This window comes from Streptomyces sp. NPDC059008, assembly GCF_042749045.1.
Lineage (GTDB): Bacteria > Actinomycetota > Actinomycetes > Streptomycetales > Streptomycetaceae > Streptomyces.
Window position 1 is genome coordinate 1 of record NZ_JBHYJC010000053.1, and the last position, 25,805, is coordinate 25,805.

A 25,805-nucleotide genomic window follows, 5' to 3' on the forward strand; every position below is an offset into this window, starting at 1 on the left:
GAGGGGTAGGGGTGTGGGACGTAAAGCGCAGCAGTCCCACACCCCTACCCCGGAGGCCCGTCACCGGCACCCGAAAGCCCCGCGCAGCGGACCCCGCCCGCCGCAGGCGAACCCAGCGAAGCCCCCACGGCGGGTTAGCCGACGACGTAGGAAGCCAGCCCAGCGCAGCGTCCCGCCCGCCGCAGGCGAACCAACAACAACCCCCACGGCGGGCCAGCCGACAACGTGGGAAGCAAGCCCAAGCGGCGCCCCCGCCGCAGGCGGGCGAACCGAGCGCCCCCCCACGGCGGGGAACCCGAACACGTGGGAAGCCGGCCAAGCGCAGCGGATAGGCTTGCGCGGTTGCCGACCGCCGACCCAGCCGACGGAGACCGTGACTACCACCACCAGCGCCACCAACAGCCATCACCTGTCCCCGGCCTTTCCCGGCCGGGCCCCTTGGGGCACCGCGAACAAGCTGCGCGCCTGGCAGCAGGCGGCCATGGACCGCTACATCCAGAGCCAGCCCAGAGACTTCCTCGCGGTGGCGACGCCCGGGGCCGGCAAGACGACCTTCGCGCTCACGCTCGCCTCGTGGCTGCTGCACCACCACGTCGTGCAGCAGGTCACGGTCGTCGCGCCGACGGAGCATCTGAAGAAGCAGTGGGCGGAGGCGGCGGCCCGGGTGGGGATCAAGCTCGACCCGGAGTACAGCGCCGGGCCGCTGGGCCGCGAGTACCACGGCGTCGCGGTGACCTACGCGGGTGTGGGCGTGCGGCCCATGCTGCACCGCAACCGCATCGAGCAGCGCAAGACGCTGGTGATCCTCGACGAGATCCACCACGCCGGCGACTCGAAGTCCTGGGGCGAGGCGTGCCTGGAGGCGTTCGAGCCGGCGACCCGGCGGCTGGCGCTGACCGGTACGCCCTTCCGGTCCGACACCAACCCCATCCCCTTCGTCACGTACGAGGAGGGCAACGACGGCATCCGGCGGTCGGCCGCCGACTACACCTACGGCTACGGCAACGCGCTGGGCGACGGCGTGGTCCGGCCGGTCATCTTCCTCTCCTACAGCGGCAACATGCGCTGGCGGACCAAGGCCGGCGACGAGATAGCGGCCCGGCTCGGCGAGCCGATGACCAAGGACGCGGTCTCGCAGGCCTGGCGGACCGCGCTGGATCCGCGCGGCGACTGGATGCCGAACGTGCTGCGGGCCGCCGACCAGCGGCTGACCGAGGTCCGCAAGTCCATTCCGGACGCCGGCGCGCTGGTCATCGCCTCCGACCAGGAGCAGGCGCGGGCGTACGCCAAGCTGATCCGGGAGATCACCGGGCAGGGCGCGACCCTGGTGCTGTCCGACGACTCCGGTGCCTCGCAGCGCATCGACGACTTCTCGCACTCGCAGGACCGCTGGATGGTGGCGGTGCGGATGGTGTCGGAGGGCGTCGACGTGCCGCGCCTGGCGGTCGGGGTGTACGCCACCACCATCTCCACGCCGCTGTTCTTCGCGCAGGCGGTGGGGCGCTTCGTCCGCTCGCGCAAGCGCGGTGAGACGGCCTCCGTGTTCCTGCCCACCGTTCCCACGCTGCTCGGCTTCGCCAACGAGATGGAGGTCGAGCGCGATCATGTGCTCGACAAGCCGAAGAAGGACGGCGAGGAGGACCCGTACGCCGAATCCGAGAAGGAGATGGAGGAGGCGAACAAGGAGCAGGACGAGGACACCGGGGAGCAGGAGCAGTTCTCGTTCGAGGCGCTGGAGTCGGAGGCGGTCTTCGACCGGGTCCTCTACGACGGTGCCGAGTTCGGTATGCAGGCGCATGCCGGCAGCGAGGAGGAGCAGGACTACCTCGGCATCCCCGGGCTGCTGGAGCCCGACCAGGTGCAGATGCTGCTGCAGAAGCGGCAGGCCCGGCAGATCGCCCACAGCAGGAAGAAGCCGGACGCGGAGGCGGATCTGCTGGAGATCCCGGCCGAGCGGCGTCCGGTGGTCACGCACAAGGAGCTGCTGGAGCTGAGGAAGCAGCTGAACACGCTGGTGGGGGCGTATGTCCACCAGAGCGGCAAACCCCACGGTGTGATCCACACCGAGCTGCGCCGGGTGTGCGGGGGGCCGCCGAGTGCGGAGGCCACCGCCGGGCAGCTGGGCGAGCGGATCAAGAAGGTACGGGAGTGGGCGACGCGGATGCGCTGAGCGCGTCCCCGCCGTGCGGGTGGTGCTCCGTGGACACGGGGTGCCACCCGTTTCGTGTGCCGTGACGGACCCGTGACCTTTAGCCCAGGCTGAAGCACAACACGCCCTCATGAACGGTCTCATCGGGATATTCCGGGCGGGAGAGCCCGGATTCTGGACGGACTCTTCCGCTGACCGGACTGGCTCGCTACTGTCCCGGTCACGCACACGCCCCGTGGCAGCGCCGCCGCGGAGCGCAGCCGGTGCCATGCGGCCGGCGGCCTCTTGCGCGCGCTGCTCCGGGACCCGCAGCGCGTCGCTTCCGAGTGCCGCCACTCACCCAGGAGGGGCGTCGTGACCGCAGAGACCTCCCAGACACTCGACCGTGGACTGCGCGTCCTGAAACTTCTCGCCGACACCGACCACGGACTGACCGTCACCGAGCTGTCCAACAAGCTCGGCGTCAACCGCACCGTGGTCTACCGCCTGCTGGCCACACTGGAGCAGCACGCCCTGGTGCGCCGCGACATAGGCGGCCGGGCCCGGGTGGGCCTGGGCGTACTGCGCCTGGGCCGTCAGGTGCATCCGCTGGTCAGAGAGGCCGCGCTGCCCGCCCTGCGGTCGCTCGCCGAGGACGTGGGGGCCACCGCGCACCTCACCCTGGTCGACGGCACGGAGGCCCTGGCCGTCGCCGTCGTCGAACCGACCTGGACCGACTACCACGTCGCCTACCGCGCCGGCTTCCGCCATCCGCTGGACCGGGGGGCCGCCGGACGGGCGATCCTCAAGGCCCGCCAGGGCCGGCTCCACGACGCCGGACTCGCCCTGACACACGGCGAGTTGGAGGCCGGCGCCAGCGGTGCGGCGGCGCCGCTGCTCGGGGTCAGCGGGATCGAGGGGAGCGTGGGCGTGGTGATGCTCGCGGACAACGTCTCCGAACGGATCGGCCCGCGGGTGGTCGACGCGGCCCGGGAGGTGTCCGAGGCGCTGCGGTGAGGCCGGCGGCCCCCGCACGGTGACCGTGCCGGCGGCCCCGGCATCCGCCCGCCGCCACCCCGCCCGCGTCCACGGAGTGTGAAGGCCCCGTGGCCGTGCGGTGAGCCCGTAGCGCCATAAGGGCCTGGTGGGGCGGGGGTCAATTAGGGTGGCGGAGTGTCCTCACGCGCTCGCGCCCTGGCGCTCTGCACCGCCCTTGTCCTCGCCCTCGTCGTCACCGCGATCCTCGCCCCGCTGCCGTACTCGGTGGCGTATCCGGGGATGACGGCGAACGTCCTCGGTGACGACAAGGGCAAGCCGGTGATCACCGTCACCGGTGCCGGGACCCGCAGGACGAGCGGGCAGCTGCGGATGACCTCGATCGTCGCCACCGGCCCGGAGGCCTCGGTCCGTCTGCCGGACATCGCCAAGGCCTGGTTCCGTACGGACGAGGCCGTGATGCCGCGGGAGGCGGTCTACCCGGTGGGCGACAGCACCGAGGAGATCGCCGAGCACAACGCCGCGCAGATGGAGCACTCGCAGGACACCGCCACCGCCGCCGCCCTCGACCAGCTCGGCAAGTCGCCCAAGGACATCAAGGTCAAGCTGAGCCTCGCGGACGTCGGCGGGCCCAGCGCCGGGCTGATGTTCGCCCTCGGCATCGTCGACAAGCTCGACGGGGACGGCGCGGGCCATGATCTGACCGGCGGCCGGACCATCGCCGGTACGGGAACGATCACCGCCGGCGGCAAGGTCGGGGCGGTGGGCGGCGTCCCGCTGAAGACGCAGGCCGCGCACCGCGACGGCGCCTCGGTCTTCCTGGTTCCCCGCAAGGAGTGCGCGGACGCGCGGGCGGAGCTGCCGAAGGGGATGCGGCTGATCCCGGTCACCACCCTCGACGGCGCGGTGGACGCCCTGAAGGCGCTGCGGGCCGGGGGCCCGGTCCCCAGCTGCTGAGCCGGGGAGCACGCGCTACCCCTCCTTGATGAACCCCTCCCGCAGCAGCCAGTCCTTGGCGACCTCGTGCGGATCCTCGCCGTCCACGTCGACCCTGCGGTTGAGCTCCTGGGCGACGGTGTTGTTCAGGGCCTTGGTGACCGGCGCCAGCACCTCGGCCATGGCCGGGTGCTTCTTCAGCGACGCGGCGTTGATCTCGGGGGCGGCGTTGTAGTTGGGGAAGAAGTGCCGGTCGTCGGCGAGCAGGCGCAGATTCATCGCCTTGATCCGGCCGTCGGTGGTGTACACCTCGCCGAACGTGCAGCTGCCGCCCTGCTGGATCTGGGTGTAGATGACACCGGCGGCCATCCGCTGCACCTGGGCGGGCGGGATCCTCATGCCGTACTTCCGGGTCATCCCGGGCAGCCCGTCGTTGCGGGTGGCGAACTCGTTCTCCACGCACAAGGTGACCGCGCCGGGGTCCTTCTTCAGCAGTTCGCCCAGGTCGGAGAGCGTCTTGGTGCCGTACTTCGCGGCGTCGGCGGGGCTCAGCGCCAGCGCGTAGGTGTTGTTCAGCGTCGACGGCGGCAACCAGACGACGCCGTTCTCGCGGTCCTCGTCGCGGACCACCCGCCACTGCTCGTGCGGATCGACGACGGGCGTGGTGTGGCCGAGGTAGGTGATCCAGCCGGTTCCGGTGTACTCGTACGCGGCGTCCGCGGTGCCGGACTTGACCGCCTCCCGCGCGCCGATCGAGCCCTGGATGCTGGTCTTGTCGATGACCTTGGCGCCGGCCGCCTCGAAGACCAGGCCCATGATCTGGCCGAGGACGATCTGCTCGGTGAACTCCTTCGAGGTCACGGTCAGCTGCGCCCCGGTCAGCGGCCGGTCCCCATAGCCGGCGTGCGGACCCGGCAGGACGTCGTCGGTCATCGCGCTGCCGCTGACCAGCCCGCAGCCGCCGAGGGCCAGGGCCGCCAGCAGCGCCCCGGCGGAAAGGAGCCGGCCGGCCCGGCGGCGGGCGCTCATGCGGCCACCTCCAGGCCGCGCGGCCGCAGCAGCAGCTCGGCGAGCGAGGCCAGCCACTCCACGAGCAGGGCGAGCGCCACGGTCAGCACCGAACCGAGGACGAGTACGGGCATCCGCTGGGTGACGATGCCCGCCGAGATCAGATCCCCCAGGCCGCCGCCCCCGCCGAAGGTGGCCAGCGTCGCGGTGCCGACGTTCAGCACCAGCGCGGTCCGCACGCCCGCCAGGATCAGCGGCACGGCCAGCGGCAGTTCGACCTTGGCCAGTACGCCGGTGGCGGACATGCCGATGCCCCGGGCCGCCTCGGTCAGCGTCGGGTCGATACCGCGCAGCCCCGCGATGGTGTTGGCCAGCACCGGCAGCACGGCGTAGAGGACCATGCCGACGATCGCCGCGCGGGGCCCGATGCCCAGCCAGATGACGAGCAGGATCAAAAGGCCCAGGGCGGGCACGGCCTGGCCGAGGTTGGCCAGCGCCATCGCGAAGGGGGTGGCGCGGCGCAGCCGGGACCGGGTCAGCGCGATGCCCAGCGGGATCGCGATGACCAGGACGAAGAACGTGGAGACCACGGTGAGCACGAGGTGCTGGCGCAGCGCCAGCCACACCTTGCCGTCGTCCACCGCCTGGTGGGCGATGGAGTCCAGCTCGGCGCCGCGGAACCACAGCCAGGTGGCCAGCAGCGCGGCGAGCAGGAAGGCCGGCATGAAGGTCCACTTCTGCCAGCTGATCCGGCGCTCACCGGGCGGGGCGGAGGGGGTGGGCGCCTCACCGGACGCCACCTCCCGCTGCGCCATCTCGACGTCGTCGCGGAAGGCGAGGGCCTCATGGGTGCTCGGACGGTGCCCGCCCCGCCGCGCCCCGCCGTCGTCGCCGGCGCTCACGCCCGGCTCCCGGCGGCGCCTTCGGAGCCGCCCGCGCCGCCGAGGCCCTCCTGCTCCTGCTGCGTGCGGCGGCTGCGCTCCTCCTGGAGCCGGTGCTGCTGCTCGGCGGCCTCCAGGCGGTCCGCCTCCAGCAGCTCATGGACGTTGTTCATCAGGGTCTCCATGTCGACCACCCCGATGAACTCGCCGCGCCGCCCGGTGACCGCGACCCGGCCCGCGTTGTCGGTGAGCACCGCCTCCAGGGCGTCGCGCAGCGTCGCGTCCCGGGTCACGGTGTCGGCGACCAGGGTGCCGGCCCGCGCCAGCGATCCCTGGGCACGGGCGAGATCGCTGCGCCGCAGCCACTTGTAGGGGCGGCGGTTGCGGTCCAGCAGTAGCAGCTCGTTGTGCGCGCCGGTGCCCAGCAGGTCGAAGACCGACTGCAGCGGATCGTCGATCCCGGCGGTGGGGAAGTCGACCACGCCGACGTCCCGTACGCGGGTCAGGTTCAGCCGCTTGAGGGCCGCGCCCGCGCCCACGAAGCCGGAGACGAAGTCGTCGGCGGGGTTGGTCAGGATCGCCTCGGGGGTGTCGAACTGGGCGATGTGCGAGCGCTCGCGGAGCACCGCGATGCGGTCGCCGAGCTTGATGGCCTCGTCGAAGTCGTGGGTGACGAAGCAGATGGTCTTGTGCAGCTCGTGCTGGAGCCGGATCAGCTCGTCCTGGAGGTGGTCGCGGGTGATCGGGTCGACGGCGCCGAAGGGCTCGTCCATCAGCAGTACGGGCGGGTCGGCGGCGAGCGCGCGGGCCACGCCGACGCGCTGCTGCTGGCCGCCGGAGAGCTGGCGCGGGTAGCGGTCGTGGAACTCGCCGGGGTCCAGGCCGACCAGATCGAGCATCTCCTCGACCCGGCCGGCGATCCGGCTCCTGGACCAGCCGGTCATCTTGGGGACCAGGGCGATGTTCTGGGCGACCGTCATGTGCGGGAAGAGGCCGGAGGCCTGGATGGCGTAGCCGACCCTGCGGCGCAGCCTGACCGGGTCGATGCCGGTGACGTCCTCGTCGCCGATCCGGATCCGGCCGGACGTCGGCTCGATCAACCGGTTGATCATCTTCAGGGTGGTGGACTTGCCGCAGCCCGAGGGCCCCACGAAGATCACCGTCTCGCCGGCCTTGATCTCCATGTTGACGTTGTCCACGGCCGGGTTGGGGTTGCCCGGATAGACCTTCGTCAGGTTCTCCAGCTGGATGCTCGCGCCCGAGGCGGCGGCGCTGTGCGGCTTACCGGTCGGCTCAGGCACGGATCCCCCTGGAGATGGTCAGGCGTCCGATCAGGACGTACACGGCGTCGAAGAGCAGGGCCAGGACGGCGATCCCGAGGGTGCCGGCGAGCACCTGGTTGAGGGAGTTGGCGCTGCCCAGCGAGGCGATCCCGCGGAAGATCTCGTTACCGAGACCGGGACCGGAGGCGAAGGCGGCGATGGCGGCGATGCCCATCAGCATCTGGGTGGCGACCCGGATGCCGGTGAGGATCGGCGGCCAGGCCAGCGGCAGTTCGACCCGCAGGAGCCGGGCGGTGCGCGACATCCCGATGCCCTTGGCCGCGTCCACCAGCGCCGGGTCCACCCCGCGCAGCCCGACGATGGCGTTGCGGACCACCGGCAGCAGCCCGTACAGGGTCAGCGCGATGACGGTCGGGGCGACGCCCAGGCCCACCAGCGGGATCAGCAGGCCGATCATGGCCAGCGAGGGGATGGTCAAGATGGTGGCGGTCGCGGTGGTGGCGAGGCTGCCCGCCCATTCGCTGCGGTAGGTCACGACCCCGACGAGGACCCCCAGCACGGTGGCGATCACCATGCACTGGAAGACCGCGCTGGCGTGCTGATACGTGTCCATCAGCAGCTGGGCGTGCCGGTTTTCGACGTACTCCCAGAAGCTCACCCGTCGCTCTCCTCGGTCGGTCAGTCTCCCGAAGCCTGCTGCACCAGCGGGATGATCCGCAATGGGACCGGGTTCTCCATCACGATCGCCGTCGATGCCCGCACGATGCCATCAAAGCCCACGACCCGGTCGATCACCCGCTGCAGATCGGCGTTGGAGCGGGCGACGAGCCTGCAGAGCATGTCCCCATGTCCCGTCGTTGTATGCAGCTCCAGCACCTCGGGAACGGTGGCCAAGTGCGCCCGTACGTCGCCCCCTTGCCCCTGTTTGATCTCCAGGGTCGCGAACGCGGTGACGGGATAGCCCAGCGCGGCGGGGTCCACGTCCGGCCCGAAGCCGCGGATCACTCCATTCGACTGAAGCCGGTCGAGCCGGGCCTGGACCGTCCCGCGCGCCACCCCCAGCCGCCGCGACGCCTCCAGCACCCCGATCCGCGGCTCCTTCGCCAGGAGCTCCAGCAGCGCCCCGTCCAAATGATCGATCGCCATCGCCGACTCCTTCGTTTTCGATGGTCATCATGTACAGATAGCCCGAAGTAACCGCCCTTTCGCTATACACAATGCCCAGGAGATCCGGAAACTATTGCGCATCTTGTGGATCGGAGGGACTCTGCGGCCATGGCAGACACCACGATGCACACCCAGCCCACCACCCCCAGCTCGGCTCGGCAGGCGGACCCCTTCCCGGTCAAGGGGATGGACGCGGTCGTCTTCGCCGTCGGCAACGCCAAGCAGGCCGCGCACTACTACTCCACCGCCTTCGGCATGAAGCGCGTCGCCTACTCCGGGCCGGAGCACGGCAGCCGCGAAACCGCGACCTACGTGCTCGAATCCGGCGGCGCCCGGTTCGTCTTCACCTCCGTCGTCAAGCCCACCACCGAACGGGGCCGCTTCCTCGCCGACCACGTCGCCGCCCATGGCGACGGCGTCGTCGACCTCGCCATCGAGGTCCCCGACGCCCGCGCCGCCTACGAGTACGCCGTCGCCCACGGCGCCACCGGCCTTCAGGAGCCCCACGAACTCAAGGACGACCACGGCACCGTCGTCCTGGCCGCCATCGCCACCTACGGCCAGACCCGGCACACCCTCGTCGAGCGCACCGGCTACGACGGCCCCTACCTGCCCGGCTTCGTCGCCGCGCCGCCCGTGGTCGAGCCGCCGGCGAAGCGGTTCTTCCAGGCCATCGACCACTGCGTCGGCAACGTCGAGCTCGGCCGGATGAACGAGTGGGTGGCCTTCTACAACAAGGTCATGGGCTTCACCAACATGAAGGAGTTCGTCGGCGACGACATCGCCACCGAGTACTCGGCGCTGATGTCCAAGGTCGTCGCCGACGGCACCAAGAAGGTCAAGTTCCCCATCAACGAGCCGGCGATCGCCAAGAAGAAGTCGCAGATCGACGAGTACCTGGAGTTCTACGGCGGCCCCGGCGTGCAGCACATCGCCCTGGCCACCAACGACATCGTCGCCACCGTGCGTCAGATGCGCGCCGCGGGCGTGGAGTTCCTCGACGTGCCCGACTCCTACTACGACACCCTCGGCGAGTGGGTCGGCGACACCCGCGTACCGATCGACGAACTGCGCGAGCTGAAGATCCTCGCCGACCGCGACGAGGACGGCTATCTGCTGCAGATCTTCACCAAGCCGGTCCAGGACCGCCCGACCGTCTTCTTCGAGATGATCGAGCGGCACGGCTCCCTGGGCTTCGGCAAAGGCAACTTCAAGGCGCTGTTCGAGGCGATCGAGCGCGAGCAGGAGCGCCGCGGCAACCTCTGAGCCCGCCCGTCACCGTGGGCCGTACGCGATCTTCCGTGTACGGCCCACGGATGCGAGGCTTGAGGCATGGACCTCATCGCACATTTGCGCGCCGGGCTCCCCGAGGAAGCCGTCCTGACCGACCCGGACGTCACCGGCTCCTACGCCCGCGACATGGCCAACTTCTGCGCGGCGGGCACCCCCGCGGTCGTCGTGCTGCCCCGCACCGTCGAACACGTCCAGCACGTGATGCGCACGGCGACGGAACTGGGCGTCCCGGTCGTCCCGCAAGGCGCGCGCACGGGAGTGTCCGGTGCCGCCAACGCCACCGACGGCTGCATCGTGCTGTCCCTGGTGAAGATGGACCGCATCCTGGAGATCAACCCCGTCGACCGGCTCGCGGTCGTCGAACCCGGCGTCGTCAACGCCGTACTCTCCCGCGCGGTCAACGAGCACGGTCTCTACTACCCGCCGGACCCCTCCAGTTGGGAGACGTGCACCATCGGCGGGAACATCGGCACCGCCGCCGGCGGCCTGTGCTGCGTCAAGTACGGCGTCACCGCCGAGTACGTCCTCGGCCTGGACGTCGTCCTCGCCGACGGACGCCTGGTGAAGACCGGCCGCCGCACCGCCAAGGGAGTCGCGGGCTACGACCTCACCCGCCTCTTCGTGGGCTCCGAAGGCAGCCTCGGCGTCGTCGTCCGCGCCACCCTCGCCCTCAAGCCCAACCCGCCCCGACAGCTCGCCCTGGTCGCCGAGTTCGCCTCCGTGGCCGCGGCCGGCCGGGCCGTCTGCGAGATCATGGCCCGCGGCCACGCCCCCTCGCTGCTGGAGCTGATGGACCGCACCAGCGTCCGCGCCGTCAACGACATGGCGCAGATGGGCCTGCCGGAGTCCACCGAGGTGCTGCTGCTGGCCGCCTTCGACAGCCCCGACCCGTCCGCCGACCTCGCCGCCGTCGGCGCCCTGTGCCAGGAGGCCGGCGCCACCCAGGTCGTCCCCGCCGAGGGCCCCGCCGAGTCCGAACTGCTGCTCCAGGCCCGCCGGCTCGCCTTCACGGCCCTGGAGCGGATCAAGCCCGCCATGCTGATCGACGACGTGTGCGTCCCGCGCTCCCAGCTCGCCGCCATGCTCGAAGGCACCACCGCCATCGCCGAGAAGTACGGCCTGACCATCGGCGTCTGCGCGCACGCCGGCGACGGCAACACCCACCCCCTGGTCTGCTTCGACCCCGCCGACCAGGACGAGGAGCGCCGCGCCCACGAGTCCTTCGACGAGATCATGGCGCTCGGCCTCCAACTCGGCGGCACCATCACCGGAGAACACGGCGTCGGCATCCTGAAGAAGGAGTGGCTCGCCCGCGAACTGGGCGACGTCGGCCTGGAGTTGCACCGCGGGATCAAGCAAGTCTTCGACCCCCGCGGCATCCTGAACCCCGGGAAGGTCTTCTGACCCCCCGCATCGCGGACACGGCAGGGGACGCACCCCCTGTCGTGTCCATGGCCCCGCTCCCGCCGCCCGCACCCCCCACCTCGTAGAGTCCCCGCATGGATTCCACGCTCCCCGGACTGGCCCTGCTCGTCCTCGCCATCGCCCTGGTGGCCGCCACCACCGACCGCCGCTCCAAGACCCTCGACCGCCGCCTCGCACGGCTGGAGCGGAAGGTCGACCTGCTGCTGGCCCACGCCGGCGTCGAGCAGCCCCAGGACCCCCGGATGGCCCAGATCGACGACCTGCTGGCGCAGGGCAAGAAGATCCAGGCGATCAAGGTGCACCGCGAGCTGACCGGATCCGGACTCGCCGAGGCCAAGGAAGAGGTCGAACGCCGGATGCGGTGACGGCCCCCTGGGCAGAGGATGGCCGAAAGGACCGCCGGAGCCCGTCCACCGGGCCACCTCTGCCCACCCCAGGGAGCGAGAGCCGATGGCAGCGACCGAAGCGAGGAGAGCCTCCGATGAGGAGTACGACGTCATCGTGCTGGGGGCGGGACCGACCGGCGAGAACCTCGCCGACCGGGCGCACGCCGCCGGACTGAGCGCCGTGATCGTCGAGAGCGAACTGGTCGGCGGCGAGTGCTCCTACTGGGCCTGCATGCCCAGCAAGGCCCTGCTGCGCCCGGTCACCGCCCGCTCCGAGGCACGCCGGGTACCCGGCCTCAAGGAAGCCGCCGACGTCCCCCTGGACGCGCCCGCCGTCCTCGCCCACCGCGACGCCTTCACCTCCTACTGGAAGGACGACGGGCAGGTCCGCTGGCTGGACTCGGTCGGCATCGACCTGGTCCGCGGACAGGGCCGGCTGGCCGGACCCCGCCGGGTCGTCGTCGACGGCGGACAGGTGCTCACCGCACGGCACGCGGTCGCGGTGTGCACCGGCAGCCGCGCGGTGCTGCCGCCCATCCCCGGACTCGCCGCCGCCCGCCCCTGGACCAGCCGCGACGCCACCAGCGCCAAGGCCGTACCGGGCCGGCTGGTGGTGGTCGGCGGCGGCGTGGTGGGCGTCGAGATGGCCACCGCCTGGCGGGCCCTGGGCGCCTCGGTGACACTCCTGGTACGCGGCGACGGGCTGCTGCCCCGCATGGAGCCCTTCGCCGGCCACCTCGTCGCCGAATCGCTCGCCGAGGCGGGCGCGTTCCTGCGCACCGGCGTCGAAGTGCGCGAGGTGCGCCGGGAGGCCCCGGGCGGCGCCGTGACCGTCGAACTGGACTCCGGCGACGAGATCATCGCCGACGAGCTGCTGATCGCCACCGGCCGCGCCCCGCGCACCGACGACATCGGCCTGGAGACGGTCGGCCTGACGCCCGGCTCCTGGCTGGAGGTCGACGACAGCTGCCGGGTGACGGGCGTGACCGGCGGCTGGCTCTACGGCGTCGGCGACGTCAACCACCGCGCCCTGCTGACCCACCAGGGCAAGTACCAGGCCCGGATCGCCGGCGCCGCGATCGCCGCGCGGGCCCGGGGCGTACCGATCCTGGAATCCGACCCCTGGGGCGCGCACGCCGCCACCGCGGACACCCTCGCCGTCCCCCAGGTCGTCTTCAGCGACCCCGAGGCCGCATCGGTGGGCCTGACCGCCGCCGCAGCGGAGCGGGCCGGGCACCGGATCCGGGTGGTCGACCAGGACCTGGCCGCGGTGGCCGGCGCCTCCCTGTACGCCGACGGCTACCGCGGCCGCGCCCGCATGGTCGTCGACCTGGACCGCGAGGTGCTGCTCGGCGCCACCTTCGTCGGCCCCGGCGTCGGCGAACTGCTGCACTCCGCGACGGTCGCGGTGGCCGGCGAGGTCCCCCTCGAACGGCTCTGGCACGCGGTACCGGCCTACCCGACGATCAGCGAGGTGTGGCTGCGGCTGCTGGAGGCCTACCGCGGCTGACCCCCCGGCCGCGCGGCCCCGCCGACCCGGCAAGACCCCCGTCCCCGAAGAGGCCCCGGCCCCTCGTCGGGGGCGGGCGCCGGACCGGCCCCCGCCCACCGTTCGCGCCCTCATCGCGCACTCCCACCGTGCCTCCCGGGCACCCGTTACGCCCCCGGCTCCGGTGACTCGTCCGAGGACCAGGTGCCGCCCGGCCACTGGTCGTCCCGCGACGTCAGCGCCAGCAGCTCGCTCAGCCCTTTGTCCAGGCCCAGATGCCCCTGCTCGCTCCCCGGCGGGACCACCCGCAAGGTGCGCTCCAGCCACGCCGAGACCGCCGCGGCCGGCGCCTGAAGCAGGGCCTCGCCGTCCGGCGAGTTCAGCGCCATACAGACCAGGCTGCGGCCGTCCACCTTCGTGGGCCACACCCGCACATCGCCCTGACCGCACGGCCGGAACACGCCCTCGACGAGCAGTTCACGGGCGAACGTCCAGTTGACGGGCGCGTCCGAACCCACGTGGAAGGTGACATGGACGGCATAGGGGTCGTCCGTCCGGTACGTCAGCCGGGCCGGCACCGGAATGCTGCGCTCCGGCGACAGGACCAGGCCCAGTTCCAGCTCTCGTTCCACCACGGTGTGCATGAGGTCCGCCTCTCTCGTTGTCGTCTCCGCGGACCTGGGACGGGCCCGCGCACAAGGAGAGAGGCGCCGTACGCCGGACCCTTACACGACTTCGTACAACTTTTTTCCCCGGCCTCTTCCAGGTGGTCGTGGCGGGCGGGAGCACCGATGTGACCCGGGGTCTGATAGATGTGGACGCCGCGTTGCGGCAGACTGCTGCCCACACCCACCAGGCCGAGTACAGATACGGGACTTCGGACATGAGCGCCCCTACCTCAGGATCCGCCGGCGGCAGCCCCACGCCAGGCTTCTACCCGGACCCGTCCATCCCCGGCTACATCCGGTACTGGAACGGTGCCGCATGGGTGCCGGGCACCAGCCGGCCCGCCCCCGCCGAAGGCGAGGCGATGCCCGCGCCGCCGCCCGGCGCGGCGGCGCCGCCGGTCCCCGCCACCGTCGAGGAGACCGGGCCGGTCTTCCTCGACGAGGAGGCGGCCGGCGAGGCCGGTGCCGCACCCGCCGCCGCGAGCTGGGACGACCCGGCCCGGCTGCACGGCGCCAGCCCCGAACCGGCCTCCGCCTGGCAGGCCGACGCCTCCCGGCAGAGCGGCTTCGGCGGCGAGGCCGACCGCCGGGTCTCCTGGGGCTCGCCGGACCAGGCGCCCGCGGGCACCCCCTCGGGCGCCGCCGCCTGGGGCACCGTGCCGCCGCAGCGCGACGAGCAGAGCGGTGACGGGGCCGCGGCGGGCGAGGCGCCCGGCACGTCCGCGTCGCGCCCGCCCGAGGCCCCGGCCGACGGGACGGTCACCATCCGCGCCGTCAACCCGGCGGCCCGCCGCGGCCCGGCCTCCGGCGACCAGGGCACCACGGCGATCCGCGCGGTACGGCCCCCCGCCGACCAGCCCGCCCAGCCCGCCAAGGCCAACGAGACCATGGCGATCCGCGTCGCGGGCACCGGGCGGCCGCAGTCCGCCGCGCCCGGTGGCGGCGCCCCGCAGTCGCTGCCGTCCGTCGGCGGCCGCCAGCAGGGCGCCGCGGCCCCTCAGAACCCGACCCCGGCCCCGCAGAACCCCGCCCCGCAGAACCCGGGCCCGCAGCATCCGCCGCAGCAGCACCCCGGCCGGCAGGCGCCCGCGCCCTCGGCCGGCCTCCCCGCGCAGGGCGCCGGCGCCGAGGGCGTCATCCCCTGGAAGCCCCCGACCGACTCCGACCCCTTCTTCGCCGCCGCGCAGGCCGCACAGGGCCACCCGGCCGGCCTCGGCCGCAGGCTGGCGGCCCGGCTGATCGACACCCTGGTGCTGGGCGCGATCACCGCCGCCGTGGCCGTCCCCATGTGGAGCACCGTCACCGACCACCTCGACGCCAAGGTCGAGGCGGCCAAGCAGTCCGGCCGCCAGGTGACGGTCTACCTGGTCGACGGCACCACCGCCCCGGTCTTCGCCACGATCCTGGCCGTCCTGCTGATCGGCGGAGCGCTCTACGAGGCGCTGCCGACCCTCAAGTGGGGCCGCACCCTGGGCAAGAAGCTGTGCGGCGTACGGGTCCTCGACATCGAGAGCCACGACAGCCCGACGCTGGGCGCCGCGCTCAAGCGCTGGTTCCTCTACAGCGTGCTCGGCGTGCTGGCCGTCGGCGTGGTGAACGTGGTGTGGTGCCTGTTCGACCAGCCGTGGCGGCAGTGCTGGCACGACAAGCTGGCGCGCACCTTCGTCGCGTCCGACTGACCCCGCCGCGTTCGCCGCGCCCGGCGCTCCGCCCGTCCCGGCGGGCGGAGCACCCGCCGGGACCGCCCCGGTAGCCCGAACGGACGTCGCCGGATGCGGTCCGCCCCCACAAGGGGTCGACTCGGGCCATGAGTACCGAGCAGCCCGGCAACGGCTCACCCGGCAACGGCTCACCGCAGGGCGGCGGCACGGGCGGCGGCGAAGGCCCGCCGCCTCCGGGAGGCACACCTCCACCGCCCCCGCCGCCTCCTGAGGGTCCGCCGCGGGGGCCCACCTCCGGAGGAACGCCGTACGGCGCTGGCCCGTACGCCGGCGATCCCTACGGCGGGCGGTACGGGGCGGCCGATCCGCTGGCTGGGATGCCGCCGCTGGCGAACCTGGGGCGGCGGCTGCTGGCCCGCATCATCGACTGGATTGTGGTCGTTCTGCCGGTATGGGTGATCATGTGGGTGATCGCAGCCGCCAACGTGGCGGGCCACCTCAGCATCAGCGATGCGGTGGCCGCCACCTGGTGGTACACGGTAGTAGGCGCCACGATGCTGGCCTACATCATCTACGAAGCGCTGATGGTGGCCCGCAGCGGTCAGACCCTCGGCAAGATGGTGATGAAGATCCGGGTGGCGATGCTCTCGAACGGCGTGGTCCCGACCAGCCAGGCGGCTTGGATCCGGGCCGCGGTCTATTCACTGCCGATGATCGTGTGGTGCCTGGGCTCCCTCTTCTGGCTGGTCAACGTCCTGTGGTGCACCTGGGACAAGCCGTACCAGCAGTGCCTGCACGACAAGGCCGCCAGTACCGTCGTGGTGTCCACGGAGACGGGCTAGCGGCGTAACGGCACACGACCCGGCGACGAACCACCGGACGGGCCCACAAACCCCACACGAGTGCCCGCTTCCCCGCGCGTGCCCTCCGGTCAGTGCGCGTGCTTGCCGGCCTCCGCGGCGCCGGCCGCCGACGCGACCCGGGCCCGCGACACCCGGCCGTACGGCGACGAGGCCGGTGACGGCGTCTGCGTCGGCGCGGGGTGCAACTCCCCGGGCGCGCCGGGCGACTTGGCCCGTACGACATGCCGCCGGACCACCCGCGACACCCCCGGAATCGGTGCCGTCATGGCGACGAGCAGGCCGAGCCCGAGCCCGGCGATGGCGATGACCGCGACCCCGATCCCGGTCTCCGTCTGGGAGAGCAGCAGCATCGCGAGGGTGGAGAGAAAGACGGTGGCCGAACCGTAGGCGAGCTGGGTGGCGGTCGGACGAGGCATGGCGGAATCCGTCCTCGGAGGGTCGGCAGGGGTGTCGGTCAAGGGCGCGCCATCACACGAGCCTACGGTCCTTACTGCCCGAGCGGAACGCCAAGTAAGCGTGACCTAACCCACGGGTGGAGGCGCGGGGGGCGCACAGAGCGCCGCGCGTTCGAACACCCGGGCGCATCATGGCTGTTCGGGGTGGGGGCGCATGTCCGTCGGGCATATACGCCCGGCCTCTGCCCGTCCGTACGCCGTCATCGGCCGTGTCCGATAGCCGCCACACGTGAACCGGTTAACGTAATGGCCTGACGTGGCCAAGTCAAGACCTGTCTTTTCCCCCGTACTTCCGGTCGAATGCCCTCCAAACAACGACCGCGTCTAGGGGAGGACAGCGCGAAGTGAGAGACCACAGAAAGGTGTTCAGACCGGCCGCTCTGGCCACGGCGATCGCCGTGATCGGGGCGGCCGCTCTGTCGTCGGGGGTGGCCACCGCCGACCCCCAGGGGCCGTCGTCCGTCGCCAAGCGCCATGACCCGGCGCCGGAGCGGACCGTGGACCACGACCTCAAGGGGCCGTTCAGCGACAAGCAGGAGGCCGCGCGCAAGGAAGCACTGCAGCAGGTCATCTCCGGCGAGGCCGAGGCCACCGAGCGCAACGGCTCCCAGGTCGTCAAGCTCGGCAGGAGCAAGTACGTCGAGCTGGCCCGGGAGAAGACCGACAAGATCTTCACCATCCTCGTGGACTTCGGCGACAAGGTCGACGACACCACGATGTTCGACCCGGACGGCGACGGCCCCAAGCCCCCGGTGAAGAAGTACGGCGGCGACCCGGGCCCCGCGCACAACCAGATAGCCGAGCCGGACCGTGCCAAGGACAACAGCACGGCCTGGCAGAAGGACTACGACCAGCAGCACTTCCAGGACCTGTACTTCTCGCACGACAAGAAGAAGCAGTCGCTCGCCAAGTACTACGAGAAGCAGTCCTCGGGCCGCTACTCCGTCGACGGCGAGGTCTCCGACTGGGTCAAGGTCGACTACAACGAGGCCCGCTACGGCTCCAACTACTGCGGCCAGACCAACTGCGCCAGCGCCTGGGACCTGATCCGCGACGGCGTCAACCAGTGGGCGAAGAACCAGAAGGCGGCCGGCCGCACCGACGCCCAGATCAAGACCGACCTCGCCAAGTACGACCAGTGGGACCGCTACGACCACGACGGCGACGGCAACTTCAACGAGCCCGACGGCTACCTCGACCACTTCCAGATCGTGCACGCCGGCGAGGACGAGTCCGCCGGCGGCGGCGTCCAGAAGACCAACGCCATCTGGGCGCACCGCTGGTACGCGTACGGCACCGACGCCGGCAAGACCGGCCCCGAGGGCAACAAGGCCGGCGGTACCCAGATCGCCGACACCGGCATCTGGGTCGGCGACTACACCATGCAGCCGGAGAACGGCGGACTCGGCGTCTTCGCCCACGAGTACGGCCACGACCTGGGCCTGCCGGACGAGTACGACACCACCGGCACCGGCGAGTCCTCGGTGGACTTCTGGTCGCTGATGTCGGCCGGCTCCTGGCTCGGCACCGGCAAGGACTCCATCGGCGACCTGCCCGGCGACATGAGCGCCTGGGACAAGCTGCAGCTGGGCTGGCTCAACTACGGCAAGGCGAAGGCCGCCACCAAGTCCACCCACAAGCTGGGCGTCGCCGAGTACAACACCAAGGACAAGCAGGCGGTGGTCGTCGAACTGCCCGCCAAGGCGGTCAAGACCGACATCGTCGCGCCCGCGGAAGGCTCCAAGCAGTGGTGGAGCGACATGGGCAACGACCTGAAGAACACCCTGTCCCGGCCGGTGGACCTCACCGGTAAGGCCAAGGCGTCGCTGACGCTCAAGGGCTGGTGGGACATCGAGAAGGACTACGACTACCTCTACGCCGAGGTCTCCACCGACGGCGGCGCCAACTGGACGGCCCTGGACGGCACCGCGGGCGGCAAGGCCATCCCGCGCGACGGCAGCGACAAGCCCGCACTGACCGGCACCGTCACCGCCTACCAGGACCTCGTCTACCCGCTCGACGCCTACGCGGGCAAGAAGATCGACCTGCGCTTCCGCTACCAGACCGACGGCGGCGCGGCCCAGAAGGGCTTCGCGGCCGACGCCATCGGCGTCGTCGCCGACGGCAAGCCGCTGTTCAGCGACGACGCCGAGGGTGACGACAACGGCTGGACCAGCAAGGGCTTCTCGCGGATCGGCGCGTCCTTCACCAAGGACTACCCGCAGTACTACATCGCCGAGAACCGGCAGTACGTGTCGTACGACAAGACCCTCAAGGTCGGCCCGTACAACTTCGGCTGGACCACCGACAAGCCGGGCTGGGTGGAGCACTTCCCGTACCAGAACGGCGTGCTGATCTGGCTGTGGGACACCTCGCAGCCCGACAACAACGTCGGCCAGCACCCCGGCTACGGCCAGATCCTCCCGGTCGACGCCCACCCCAAGGCCGAGCGCTGGGCCGACGGCAAGCTGATGCGCAACCGCTTCCAGTCCTACGACTCGACCTTCACCCGCTACCGGACCGACGCGCTCACCCTCCACAAGGACGGCAAGCCGGTCACGATCAAGTCCAAGCGCGGGGTGACGCTCTTCGACGACCGGCACGGCGTCTACTACGACAAGGCGAACCCGACCGGCGGTGTGATCGTTCCTGACACCAACACCCGGATCAAGATCACCAAGGAGGCCAGTGATGGCTCCACGGTGACGGTTCAGGTGAGCCGCGCAGGTAAGTAAAAGATAAAAGTAGCAGGTCAGAGCCGAATCGGCCGTTGCCCACTAGCGGGCGGCGGCCGATTCGCGTTTAGATGCGTCCTGCAGTTCCTTGTTGACGCCGAGTCTCACGGGGGAGATATGTCCATGTCCGGTGGCGGCTTCATCAGGCTTCCCGGCGGAAGCGTGGTGGTCGCCCTGTCGCTGCCCAGACCGCCCCACGGGGCGCGGTCCGGCCCGTACGAGTGCGGGTGCCGGGTCCGGGTCCTGGTCCATGCCGTGAACCGCCAGCGCGCCCTGACCAGGCTGCGCAACCTCGGTCTGCGTGCCGTCTACCTCCGCGGCAACACCGAGCCGCCCACCCCGGACGAGATCACGGCCGTGCTCCACCACCCCGACGGCCTGGTCTGGCGCGAGACCCCGGGCGACGACACGGAGTCCTGGCACCCCATACGGGCCCTGTGGCGCCCCCGTGCCGCCCCGGCACCGCCCCCCTCGGCCACCGGGCCGACGGGCGGCGAGCGGGCCGCGTAAGGACCGCGGCCGCCGCGGACCGAGGTCTCCCCCTCGGCCCGCGGCATCGGACCCACCGGCCACTGCCTACCGGCCACTACCTACCGGTCACCGCCCATCGGTCATGCCGGCTGGTCACTGCCTACCGGTCAGGCCGGCTGGTCACTGCCGAATCGGTGCCGCCTACCGCTTACTGCTCACTGCCTACTGCTCACTGCCTACTGCTCACTGCTCACTGCGTACCGCCTACGCCTACGCCTGCTGCCTACGCCTGCTGGTCGGCGACGACCGGCTTGCCGGTCAGCTCGGCGCCCGCGGCCCGCAGCTCCTCGATGGCCCGCTCGGTGGTGTGCGCGAGGACGCCGGCCGTCAGGTCCAGCAGGACATGGGTGCGCAGCCCGGCCCGCAGCGCGTCGAGGGCGGTGGCCCGTACGCAGTGGTCGGTGGCGATACCGACCACGTCGACCTCGGTGACGTCCCGCTCGCGCAGCCATTCCGCGAGCGGGGTGCCGTCCTCGTCCGTCCCCTCGAAGCCGCTGTACGCGGCCTCGTAGGCGCCCTTGTCGAAGACCGCGTCGATCGCGCCGGAAGCGAGGGCCGGGGCGAAATTGGGGTGGAAGCTGCTGCCTTCGGTGCCGGCGACGCAGTGCGGCGGCCAGGAGTGCTCGAAGTCGGGGTGGTCGGAGAAGTGATCACCCGGGTCTATGTGGTGGTCCCGGGTGGCCACGACGTGGCGGTAGCCGCCGCCTGCCGCCTGGCCGATCAGGTCGGTGATGGCCGCCGCGACATCCGCACCTCCCGCCACCGCGAGGCTGCCGCCCTCGCAGAAGTCGTTCTGCACGTCAACGACGATCAGTGCCCGATGCATGGTGCGTGCCTTCCGGCTGGGAGTTGGGGGGAGGGGCGCGAAGTGATGGTGTGACCGAGGGTAGCCACTTGAGGGTGATTGCGGGAGTGGATGACCGAACTCGTCCCCCTGCCCGCACCCTCCCTTCGCGTTACATCGTGTGATAAATTCAAGGGAACCAGTCACTCTCTGTAATCGTTGCCGGATTAAGGAGGAGGCGTCGCGGCGTCAAGGCGAAGTCGCCCCAGGCGCACCCGCGTAACCCCTGTCATGCCACCCCTGCCACCCCCCCCCGTAACCGCGTTCTGCGCTGGCGGCCTGGCGGTCCAGCACGTACCCGGCGGCCTGGTGGCCCCACGGGTGCCCAGCAGCCTGGTGGCCGTACAGATACCGCGCAGCCTGGTGGTCGTACAGGTACCGGGCGGCCTGTTGGCTCTACATGTACTCGCCTGTTGGTCCTAGACGTACTCGGTCGTGTACTCGGTGGGAATGACCGCTTCCCCCCGAGACAGCTGGGTCGCCGACAGCGGCAGCCCGGCGCGGGCGGCGATGTGCCGGTCGCGGGCGGCGTCCAGCGGCTCGCGGGCCACCACCATGCCGGCGCTCACCAGCGGGATCTGCAGCTGCTGGTCCTCCAGCTCCGCCGGGACCGGCCCGGTGCCGACGACCTCGGCCGACGCCACGCTGTCCTCGTCGAGCCGGCGGGCGGCCCACTTGCGGCCGCCCATCGAGGTCTTGGCGCCCATCGACTTCTTCGCGACCGGCCGCAGCGGGGCGCCCGGCTCGTTGCTGTCGGCGCGGGCGACCAGCTTGTAGACCATCGAGCAGGTCGGGTGCCCGCTGCCGGTCACCAGCTGGGTGCCGACGCCGTACGCGTCCACCGGGGCGGCGGCCAGTGAGGCGATGGCGTACTCGTCCAGGTCGCTGGTCACCACGATCTTGGTCTTCTCGGCGCCCAGCTCGTCCAGCTGCTGGCGCACCCGGTGGGCGATCAGCAGCAGATCGCCGGAGTCGATCCGTACGGCGCCGAGGCCGGGGCCGGCCACCTCCACGGCGGCGCGCACCGCCTCGGTGACGTCGAAGGTGTCCACGAGCAGGGTCGTGCCGCTGCCGAGGGTGTCGACCTGCGCGGTGAAGGCGTCCCGTTCGGTGTCGTGCAGCAGGGTGAAGGCGTGGGCGCTGGTGCCGACGGTGGGGATGTTGTAGCGGAAGCCGGCCGCCAGGTCGGAGGTGGCGTGGAAGCCGCCGACGTAGGCCGCGCGGGACGCGGCCACGGCCGCGAGCTCGTGGGTGCGGCGGGCGCCCATCTCCATCAGCGGGCGCTCGCCGGCCGCCACCGACATCCGGGAGGCGGCCGCGGCCACCGCGGAGTCGTGGTTGAGGATCGAGAGGATCACCGTCTCCAGGAGGACCGCCTCGGCGAAGGTGCCCTCGACCCGCAGGATGGGGGAGCCGGGGAAGTAGACCTCGCCCTCCGGATAGCCCCAGATGTCGCCGCGGAAACGGAAGTCGGTCAGCCACTGGAGGGTCGGCTCGTCGAGGATGCCGCGCTCGCGCAGAAAGCCGAGGATCGTCTCGTCGAAGCGGAAGTTCTCCACCGCGTCCAGCACCCGGCCGGTGCCGGCCACCACGCCGTAGCGGCGGCCCTCGGGCAGTCGGCGGGTGAAGACCTCGAAGACCGACCGACGGTCCGCGGTGCCGGACCGCAACGCGGCCTGCAGCATGGTGAGTTCGTACTGGTCGGTGAAGAGCGCAGTCGACGGCACGGCCACCGGCAGCCCCAGGTCTGCTGTGTTCATGCAGAAGATGCTACCCCCATTACTCGTCACTTTGACGATAGTGAGATGGGGGCCTCCGCTTATTCCCCGGGGCGCCTTTGGGTTACCCCCCGAGGGCGCGTGTGCGCCACCTCCCGGGGTGGGTGTGGGTCAGCCGCGGGGCGGGTGCGCGTCACTCCCTGGAGCGGGTGCGCGCAACGCGCCGACGCGGCGCGCCCCGAGGGGCGTTTGTGCACCGCCCGCCCCCGGGTGGCAGCATGGGGCCTGTGAGCGCCCACCCGTCCCCCACGATCACGCTCCGGCCGTATCGCTGCACGCTCAGCGTCCCGGTCGAGATCGAGCGTCCCGAGTCGAGCGAGGCCCCCTTCGAGGTCACCGAACCCGACGTCCCGTGGGTCACGATCGTCCACAACGACCCCGTCAACCTCATGAGCTACGTCTCCTATGTCTTCCAGACGTACTTCGGCTACTCGAAGGACAAGGCGCACCAACTGATGCTCGACGTCCACCACAAGGGCCGCGCGGTGGTCTCCAGCGGCAGCCGTGAGGAAATGGAACGGGATGTGCAGGCCATGCACGGCTACGGCCTGTGGGCGACCCTGCAGCAGGACCGCCGATGACCGGGCACTTCGAGCCACTGCCCGACGGCGGCGCCGCCGTCCCCCTCGACGAGGTCGAGATCTCCATCCTGCGCAGCCTGGCCGTCCAGCTGATGGAGCTGATCGGGCCGGGTGAGCAGCCCTCCGGAGGCGAGGACGAGGACCTGCTGGCGTCGATCTTCAACGACGGCCCCAGCGAGCCGCCCGCCGACCCGGTGCTGGCCCGTCTCTTCCCCGACGCCTACGGCGGTCCCGACCTCGTCCCCGATGACGACGTGCGTGCCGCCTCCGCCGAGTTCCGCCGCTACACCGAGAACGACCTGCGCTCGCGCAAGCGGGAGGACGCCCTGGCGCTGATCCGCGGGCTGGACACGCTGTCGCCGGCCGGGGGAGACGCCGTGCTGCGGCTGAAGCCCGACGAGTGCCGGCAGTGGCTGGGCGCCCTCAACGACCTCAGACTGGCCATCGGCACCCGCCTGGAGGTCACCGACGAGGACGACGGCGGCGAGCTGCTGCGCCTGCCGGACAGCGATCCGCGCAAGCCGATGGTGATGGCCTATCTCTGGCTCGGCGGTCTCCAGGAGACCCTCGTCGAGTCGCTGATGGGTTGAGCCGACGGTGTGTGGCTGAGTCGACGGTGTGTGGCTGAGTCGACGGTGTGTGGTTGAGGCGACGGTGTGCGGCCGACTCGGCGGTGTGTGGTTGAGCCGACGGTGTGCGGCCGACTCGGCGATGTGCGGCTGAGTCCAAGGTGCGCGGCTGAGCCGACGGTGGGCGGGCCGAGCCGACGATGAGCGGCCGCGTCGACGGCGAGGGGTCGAGCCGTCGGTGAGGAGTCGAACCGGCGGATCAGATTCCGGCACACCGGGACGTACCGCCCGGATGCCGGCGCGGGGCGCCCGTACGGTGTTCGCTCAGCGGATGCTCAAATCCGGATAACGATCGCATCACACCAACCCGGACATCCTGTAGGTTTCTGCGGCGTTCGTCCCGTTCTGCTGGCCTTGTGGTGCGCGGCATCCCTAGGCGATCAACGAAGTTGCGTGATAAATGTTCACGACCTGCCGTAAGTGACACCACCCCTGTCGCTGCGGGAGCGCTGTGCCGGCCGACCGTCGGCGTGCAGGAACTCCATCCGGGGGGATCGGGACCCGATCCGGACAGACCGGGTCGGTATGGAGAAAGGCACACCATTCATGACCTCTGTGCAGGTCGACAAGCAGCACGACGGCAACGAGGCAGCTGGAAACGCCCCTGAAGAGGGCTATCAGCGGGGGCTGGGAAACCGTCAGATCCAGATGATCGCCATTGGCGGCGCCATCGGCACCGGCCTCTTTCTGGGAGCCGGAAAGGCGATCTCGAAAGCCGGGCCGAGCATCATCCTCGCCTACGCCATCGTGGGTCTGGTCATCTTCTTCATCATGCGGGCCCTGGGCGAACTGCTCATGTACCGGCCCGTCTCCGGCTCGTTCTCGGAGTACGGCCGGGAATTCCTCGGCCCGTTCATCGGCTTCGTGACCGGCTGGACGTACTGGCTGTTCTGGGTGGTCACCGGCATCACGGAAGTGACCGCGGCCGCCACGTATGTGCAGTACTGGAACGAGGGCATACCGCAATGGGTATCGGCGCTCGTCTTCACGTGCGCGCTCTTCGGTATCAACCTGATCTCCGTGAAGATCTTCGGTGAGCTGGAATTCTGGTTCTCGATGGTCAAGGTCACCGCGATCATCGGCATGATCCTGATCGGCCTCGGCGTGATCCTGCTCGGTTTCTCCGACGCCGGTGACACCGCCTCCTTCACCAACCTGTGGTCCGACGGCGGGTTCTTCCCCAAGGGCATCGGCGGCACGCTGATGACGCTGCAGATCGTGATGTTCGCCTTCCTCGCCGTCGAGCTCGTCGGCGTCACCGCGGGCGAGGCGACCAACCCGAAGAAGGTCCTGCCCCAGGCCATCAACACCGTGCCCTGGCGGATCGGCCTCTTCTACATCGGTGCGCTGATCATCATCCTGTCCGTCGTCAGCTGGACGGTCTTCGAGCCGGGTGTCAGCCCGTTCGTCCGCGCCTTCCAGGAGATCGGCCTGCCGGCCGGCGCCGGCATCGTCAACTTCGTCGTGCTGACCGCCGCGCTCTCCTCGGCCAACTCCGGCATGTACTCCACCGGCCGGATGCTCCGCGACCTCGCGCTCAACGGCCAGGGCCCGAAGCTCTTCACCAAGCTGAGCAAGAACGGGCTGCCCACCTGGGGCACCGGCGTCTCGGTCGGCATGATGCTGTTCGGCGTGTGGATCAACTACCAGTGGCCGGGCGAGGCGTTCAACTACGTCGTCTCCTTCGCCACGATCTCCGGCATGTGGGCCTGGATCGTCATCCTGGCCTCACAGCTGCGCTACCGCGCCAAGGCGAACCGCGGCGAGCTGCCGCAGTCCGACTTCAAGGCCCCAGGCGCCCCGTACACCTCGCTCTTCGCGCTGGCCTTCATCGGCATGGTGATCGTGATGATGGGCGTCGACAAGGACGCCCGGATCTCGCTCTACGCGGCTCCCGTGTGGGCGCTCATCCTGGGCGTCGGCTACCTCGCCATCAAGCGGCGGGACGCTGCGGGCGGGCCGGAGGCCGTATCGGCCGGGCAGGACGCCAAGAACTGAGGCGCCATCCCGGACGAACGGGGTGAATCCCCGGACTGTCCAGCATGCGGGCCCGTGCGTACCACTCTTC

The 25,805-nt window shown here is 71.0% G+C and carries 23 protein-coding genes; 14 read left to right on the plus strand and 9 right to left on the minus strand.

The genetic code is table 11. The annotated features are described in order from the left end of the window. Nucleotides 1–373: 373 nt before the first annotated feature. From ACFWZH_RS34550 to ACFWZH_RS34560, 3 genes are all read left to right on the plus strand, one after another. Nucleotides 374–2,170 carry a DEAD/DEAH box helicase gene (locus ACFWZH_RS34550; protein WP_384440612.1) on the plus strand — a complete coding sequence of 599 codons (1,797 nt, stop codon included), beginning with the start codon at nt 374–376 and terminating at the stop codon, nt 2,168–2,170. Nucleotides 2,171–2,503: 333 nt separating this feature from the next. Beyond that, nucleotides 2,504–3,145, plus strand: a complete 642-nt coding sequence (locus ACFWZH_RS34555; RefSeq protein ID WP_384440615.1) for an IclR family transcriptional regulator — start codon at nt 2,504–2,506, stop codon at nt 3,143–3,145. Nucleotides 3,146–3,301: 156 nt separating this feature from the next. Continuing rightward, nucleotides 3,302–4,081 (plus strand): S16 family serine protease, encoded by a 780-nt coding sequence (locus ACFWZH_RS34560; RefSeq protein ID WP_384440618.1) that lies wholly within the window; start codon nt 3,302–3,304, stop codon nt 4,079–4,081. Nucleotides 4,082–4,096: 15 nt separating this feature from the next. Here ACFWZH_RS34560 and ACFWZH_RS34565 read toward each other — a convergent pair whose 3' ends face one another. From ACFWZH_RS34565 to ACFWZH_RS34585, 5 genes are all read right to left on the minus strand, one after another. Further along, nucleotides 4,097–5,089 carry a glycine betaine ABC transporter substrate-binding protein gene (locus ACFWZH_RS34565; RefSeq protein ID WP_384440621.1) on the minus strand — a complete coding sequence of 331 codons (993 nt, stop codon included), beginning with the start codon at nt 5,087–5,089 and terminating at the stop codon, nt 4,097–4,099. After that, nucleotides 5,086–5,883 (minus strand): ABC transporter permease, encoded by a 798-nt coding sequence (locus ACFWZH_RS34570; RefSeq protein WP_384440730.1) that lies wholly within the window; start codon nt 5,881–5,883, stop codon nt 5,086–5,088. The genes ACFWZH_RS34565 and ACFWZH_RS34570 overlap by 4 nt, the downstream gene beginning before the upstream one ends. A gap of 83 nt (nt 5,884–5,966) precedes the next feature. After that, nucleotides 5,967–7,193 carry a betaine/proline/choline family ABC transporter ATP-binding protein gene (locus tag ACFWZH_RS34575; protein WP_384440733.1) on the minus strand — a complete coding sequence of 409 codons (1,227 nt, stop codon included), beginning with the start codon at nt 7,191–7,193 and terminating at the stop codon, nt 5,967–5,969. 49 nt (nt 7,194–7,242) lie between these two features. Then, entirely contained in the window at nt 7,243–7,890 is a 648-nt protein-coding gene (locus ACFWZH_RS34580; RefSeq protein WP_384440624.1) for an ABC transporter permease, read from the minus strand. 20 nt (nt 7,891–7,910) lie between these two features. Continuing rightward, a complete protein-coding gene (locus ACFWZH_RS34585; RefSeq protein ID WP_384440628.1) occupies nt 7,911–8,378 on the minus strand; it encodes an Lrp/AsnC family transcriptional regulator in 468 nt (155 codons plus the stop codon). A 129-nt stretch (nt 8,379–8,507) separates the two neighbouring features. On the opposite strand from ACFWZH_RS34585, the gene hppD reads away from it, so the two are divergent. The 4 genes from hppD to ACFWZH_RS34605 all read left to right on the plus strand — a co-directional run bounded on the left by hppD (nt 8,508) and on the right by ACFWZH_RS34605 (nt 13,013). Next, nucleotides 8,508–9,665, plus strand: coding sequence for a 4-hydroxyphenylpyruvate dioxygenase (hppD, locus tag ACFWZH_RS34590; protein ID WP_384440631.1), 1,158 nt, complete (start codon nt 8,508–8,510; stop codon nt 9,663–9,665). Nucleotides 9,666–9,731: 66 nt separating this feature from the next. Next, nucleotides 9,732–11,096 carry an FAD-binding oxidoreductase gene (locus ACFWZH_RS34595; RefSeq protein WP_384440634.1) on the plus strand — a complete coding sequence of 455 codons (1,365 nt, stop codon included), beginning with the start codon at nt 9,732–9,734 and terminating at the stop codon, nt 11,094–11,096. Between the two features lie 95 nt (nt 11,097–11,191). Continuing rightward, nucleotides 11,192–11,482, plus strand: a complete 291-nt coding sequence (locus ACFWZH_RS34600) for a ribosomal protein L7/L12 (RefSeq protein ID WP_384440637.1) — start codon at nt 11,192–11,194, stop codon at nt 11,480–11,482. Nucleotides 11,483–11,567: 85 nt separating this feature from the next. Continuing rightward, nucleotides 11,568–13,013, plus strand: coding sequence for a dihydrolipoyl dehydrogenase family protein (locus ACFWZH_RS34605; RefSeq protein WP_384440640.1), 1,446 nt, complete (start codon nt 11,568–11,570; stop codon nt 13,011–13,013). A 146-nt stretch (nt 13,014–13,159) separates the two neighbouring features. Here the strand turns inward: ACFWZH_RS34605 and ACFWZH_RS34610 are convergent, their stop codons facing one another. Further along, a complete protein-coding gene (locus tag ACFWZH_RS34610; protein ID WP_384440643.1) occupies nt 13,160–13,636 on the minus strand; it encodes an SsgA family sporulation/cell division regulator in 477 nt (158 codons plus the stop codon). Between the two features lie 239 nt (nt 13,637–13,875). On the opposite strand from ACFWZH_RS34610, the gene ACFWZH_RS34615 reads away from it, so the two are divergent. Both ACFWZH_RS34615 and ACFWZH_RS34620 read left to right on the plus strand, forming a co-directional pair. Then, nucleotides 13,876–15,339, plus strand: coding sequence for an RDD family protein (locus ACFWZH_RS34615; protein WP_384440646.1), 1,464 nt, complete (start codon nt 13,876–13,878; stop codon nt 15,337–15,339). A gap of 128 nt (nt 15,340–15,467) precedes the next feature. Then, complete coding sequence (locus ACFWZH_RS34620) at nt 15,468–16,163, plus strand: RDD family protein (protein WP_384440649.1); 696 nt, start codon at nt 15,468–15,470, stop codon at nt 16,161–16,163. Between the two features lie 89 nt (nt 16,164–16,252). Here ACFWZH_RS34620 and ACFWZH_RS34625 read toward each other — a convergent pair whose 3' ends face one another. After that, a complete protein-coding gene (locus ACFWZH_RS34625) occupies nt 16,253–16,600 on the minus strand; it encodes a hypothetical protein (protein WP_384440652.1) in 348 nt (115 codons plus the stop codon). 383 nt (nt 16,601–16,983) lie between these two features. Between ACFWZH_RS34625 and ACFWZH_RS34630 the strand changes: the two genes are divergently transcribed. Continuing rightward, nucleotides 16,984–19,374 carry an immune inhibitor A domain-containing protein gene (locus ACFWZH_RS34630; protein ID WP_384440655.1) on the plus strand — a complete coding sequence of 797 codons (2,391 nt, stop codon included), beginning with the start codon at nt 16,984–16,986 and terminating at the stop codon, nt 19,372–19,374. 123 nt (nt 19,375–19,497) lie between these two features. Beyond that, nucleotides 19,498–19,884, plus strand: coding sequence for a hypothetical protein (locus ACFWZH_RS34635; protein ID WP_384440736.1), 387 nt, complete (start codon nt 19,498–19,500; stop codon nt 19,882–19,884). 244 nt (nt 19,885–20,128) lie between these two features. Here the strand turns inward: ACFWZH_RS34635 and ACFWZH_RS34640 are convergent, their stop codons facing one another. Together ACFWZH_RS34640 and ACFWZH_RS34645 are read right to left on the minus strand one after the other, a co-directional pair. Then, the gene (locus ACFWZH_RS34640; RefSeq protein WP_384440658.1) at nt 20,129–20,731 is read right to left on the minus strand and encodes an isochorismatase family protein; all 603 of its coding nucleotides are present in this window, start codon (nt 20,729–20,731) and stop codon (nt 20,129–20,131) included. 437 nt (nt 20,732–21,168) lie between these two features. Next, complete coding sequence (locus tag ACFWZH_RS34645) at nt 21,169–22,509, minus strand: nicotinate phosphoribosyltransferase (RefSeq protein WP_384440661.1); 1,341 nt, start codon at nt 22,507–22,509, stop codon at nt 21,169–21,171. Nucleotides 22,510–22,754: 245 nt separating this feature from the next. Here ACFWZH_RS34645 and clpS point away from each other — a divergent pair, with 245 nt between their 5' ends. From clpS to ACFWZH_RS34660, 3 genes are all read left to right on the plus strand, one after another. Next, nucleotides 22,755–23,108: an ATP-dependent Clp protease adapter ClpS gene (clpS, locus tag ACFWZH_RS34650; RefSeq protein ID WP_384440664.1), complete on the plus strand. Its 354-nt coding sequence runs from the start codon at nt 22,755–22,757 to the stop codon at nt 23,106–23,108. Beyond that, the gene (locus tag ACFWZH_RS34655; RefSeq protein WP_384440667.1) at nt 23,105–23,698 is read left to right on the plus strand and encodes a DUF2017 domain-containing protein; all 594 of its coding nucleotides are present in this window, start codon (nt 23,105–23,107) and stop codon (nt 23,696–23,698) included. Before clpS ends, ACFWZH_RS34655 begins: the two co-directional genes overlap by 4 nt. Nucleotides 23,699–24,283: 585 nt before the next feature. Continuing rightward, nucleotides 24,284–25,735, plus strand: a complete 1,452-nt coding sequence (locus ACFWZH_RS34660) for an amino acid permease (protein ID WP_384440670.1) — start codon at nt 24,284–24,286, stop codon at nt 25,733–25,735. Nucleotides 25,736–25,805 lie beyond the last annotated feature (70 nt).

Excerpts from the sequence above, each read along its gene's own strand:
- ACFWZH_RS34565 (WP_384440621.1), bottom strand. The coding sequence starts at position 5,089 with ATGAGCGCCCGCCGCCGGGCCGGCCGGCTCCTTTCCGCCGGGGCGCTG.
- ACFWZH_RS34570 (WP_384440730.1), bottom strand. The coding sequence starts at position 5,883 with ATGGCGCAGCGGGAGGTGGCGTCCGGTGAGGCGCCCACCCCCTCCGCC.
- ACFWZH_RS34585 (WP_384440628.1), bottom strand. The coding sequence starts at position 8,378 with ATGGCGATCGATCATTTGGACGGGGCGCTGCTGGAGCTCCTGGCGAAG.
- hppD (WP_384440631.1), top strand. The coding sequence starts at position 8,508 with ATGGCAGACACCACGATGCACACCCAGCCCACCACCCCCAGCTCGGCT.
- ACFWZH_RS34595 (WP_384440634.1), top strand. The coding sequence starts at position 9,732 with ATGGACCTCATCGCACATTTGCGCGCCGGGCTCCCCGAGGAAGCCGTC.
- ACFWZH_RS34600 (WP_384440637.1), top strand. The coding sequence starts at position 11,192 with ATGGATTCCACGCTCCCCGGACTGGCCCTGCTCGTCCTCGCCATCGCC.
- ACFWZH_RS34605 (WP_384440640.1), top strand. The coding sequence starts at position 11,568 with ATGGCAGCGACCGAAGCGAGGAGAGCCTCCGATGAGGAGTACGACGTC.
- ACFWZH_RS34610 (WP_384440643.1), bottom strand. The coding sequence starts at position 13,636 with ATGCACACCGTGGTGGAACGAGAGCTGGAACTGGGCCTGGTCCTGTCG.
- ACFWZH_RS34615 (WP_384440646.1), top strand. The coding sequence starts at position 13,876 with ATGAGCGCCCCTACCTCAGGATCCGCCGGCGGCAGCCCCACGCCAGGC.
- ACFWZH_RS34620 (WP_384440649.1), top strand. The coding sequence starts at position 15,468 with ATGAGTACCGAGCAGCCCGGCAACGGCTCACCCGGCAACGGCTCACCG.
- ACFWZH_RS34625 (WP_384440652.1), bottom strand. The coding sequence starts at position 16,600 with ATGCCTCGTCCGACCGCCACCCAGCTCGCCTACGGTTCGGCCACCGTC.
- ACFWZH_RS34635 (WP_384440736.1), top strand. The coding sequence starts at position 19,498 with ATGTCCGGTGGCGGCTTCATCAGGCTTCCCGGCGGAAGCGTGGTGGTC.
- ACFWZH_RS34640 (WP_384440658.1), bottom strand. The coding sequence starts at position 20,731 with ATGCATCGGGCACTGATCGTCGTTGACGTGCAGAACGACTTCTGCGAG.
- ACFWZH_RS34645 (WP_384440661.1), bottom strand. The coding sequence starts at position 22,509 with ATGAACACAGCAGACCTGGGGCTGCCGGTGGCCGTGCCGTCGACTGCG.
- ACFWZH_RS34655 (WP_384440667.1), top strand. The coding sequence starts at position 23,105 with ATGACCGGGCACTTCGAGCCACTGCCCGACGGCGGCGCCGCCGTCCCC.
- ACFWZH_RS34660 (WP_384440670.1), top strand. The coding sequence starts at position 24,284 with ATGACCTCTGTGCAGGTCGACAAGCAGCACGACGGCAACGAGGCAGCT.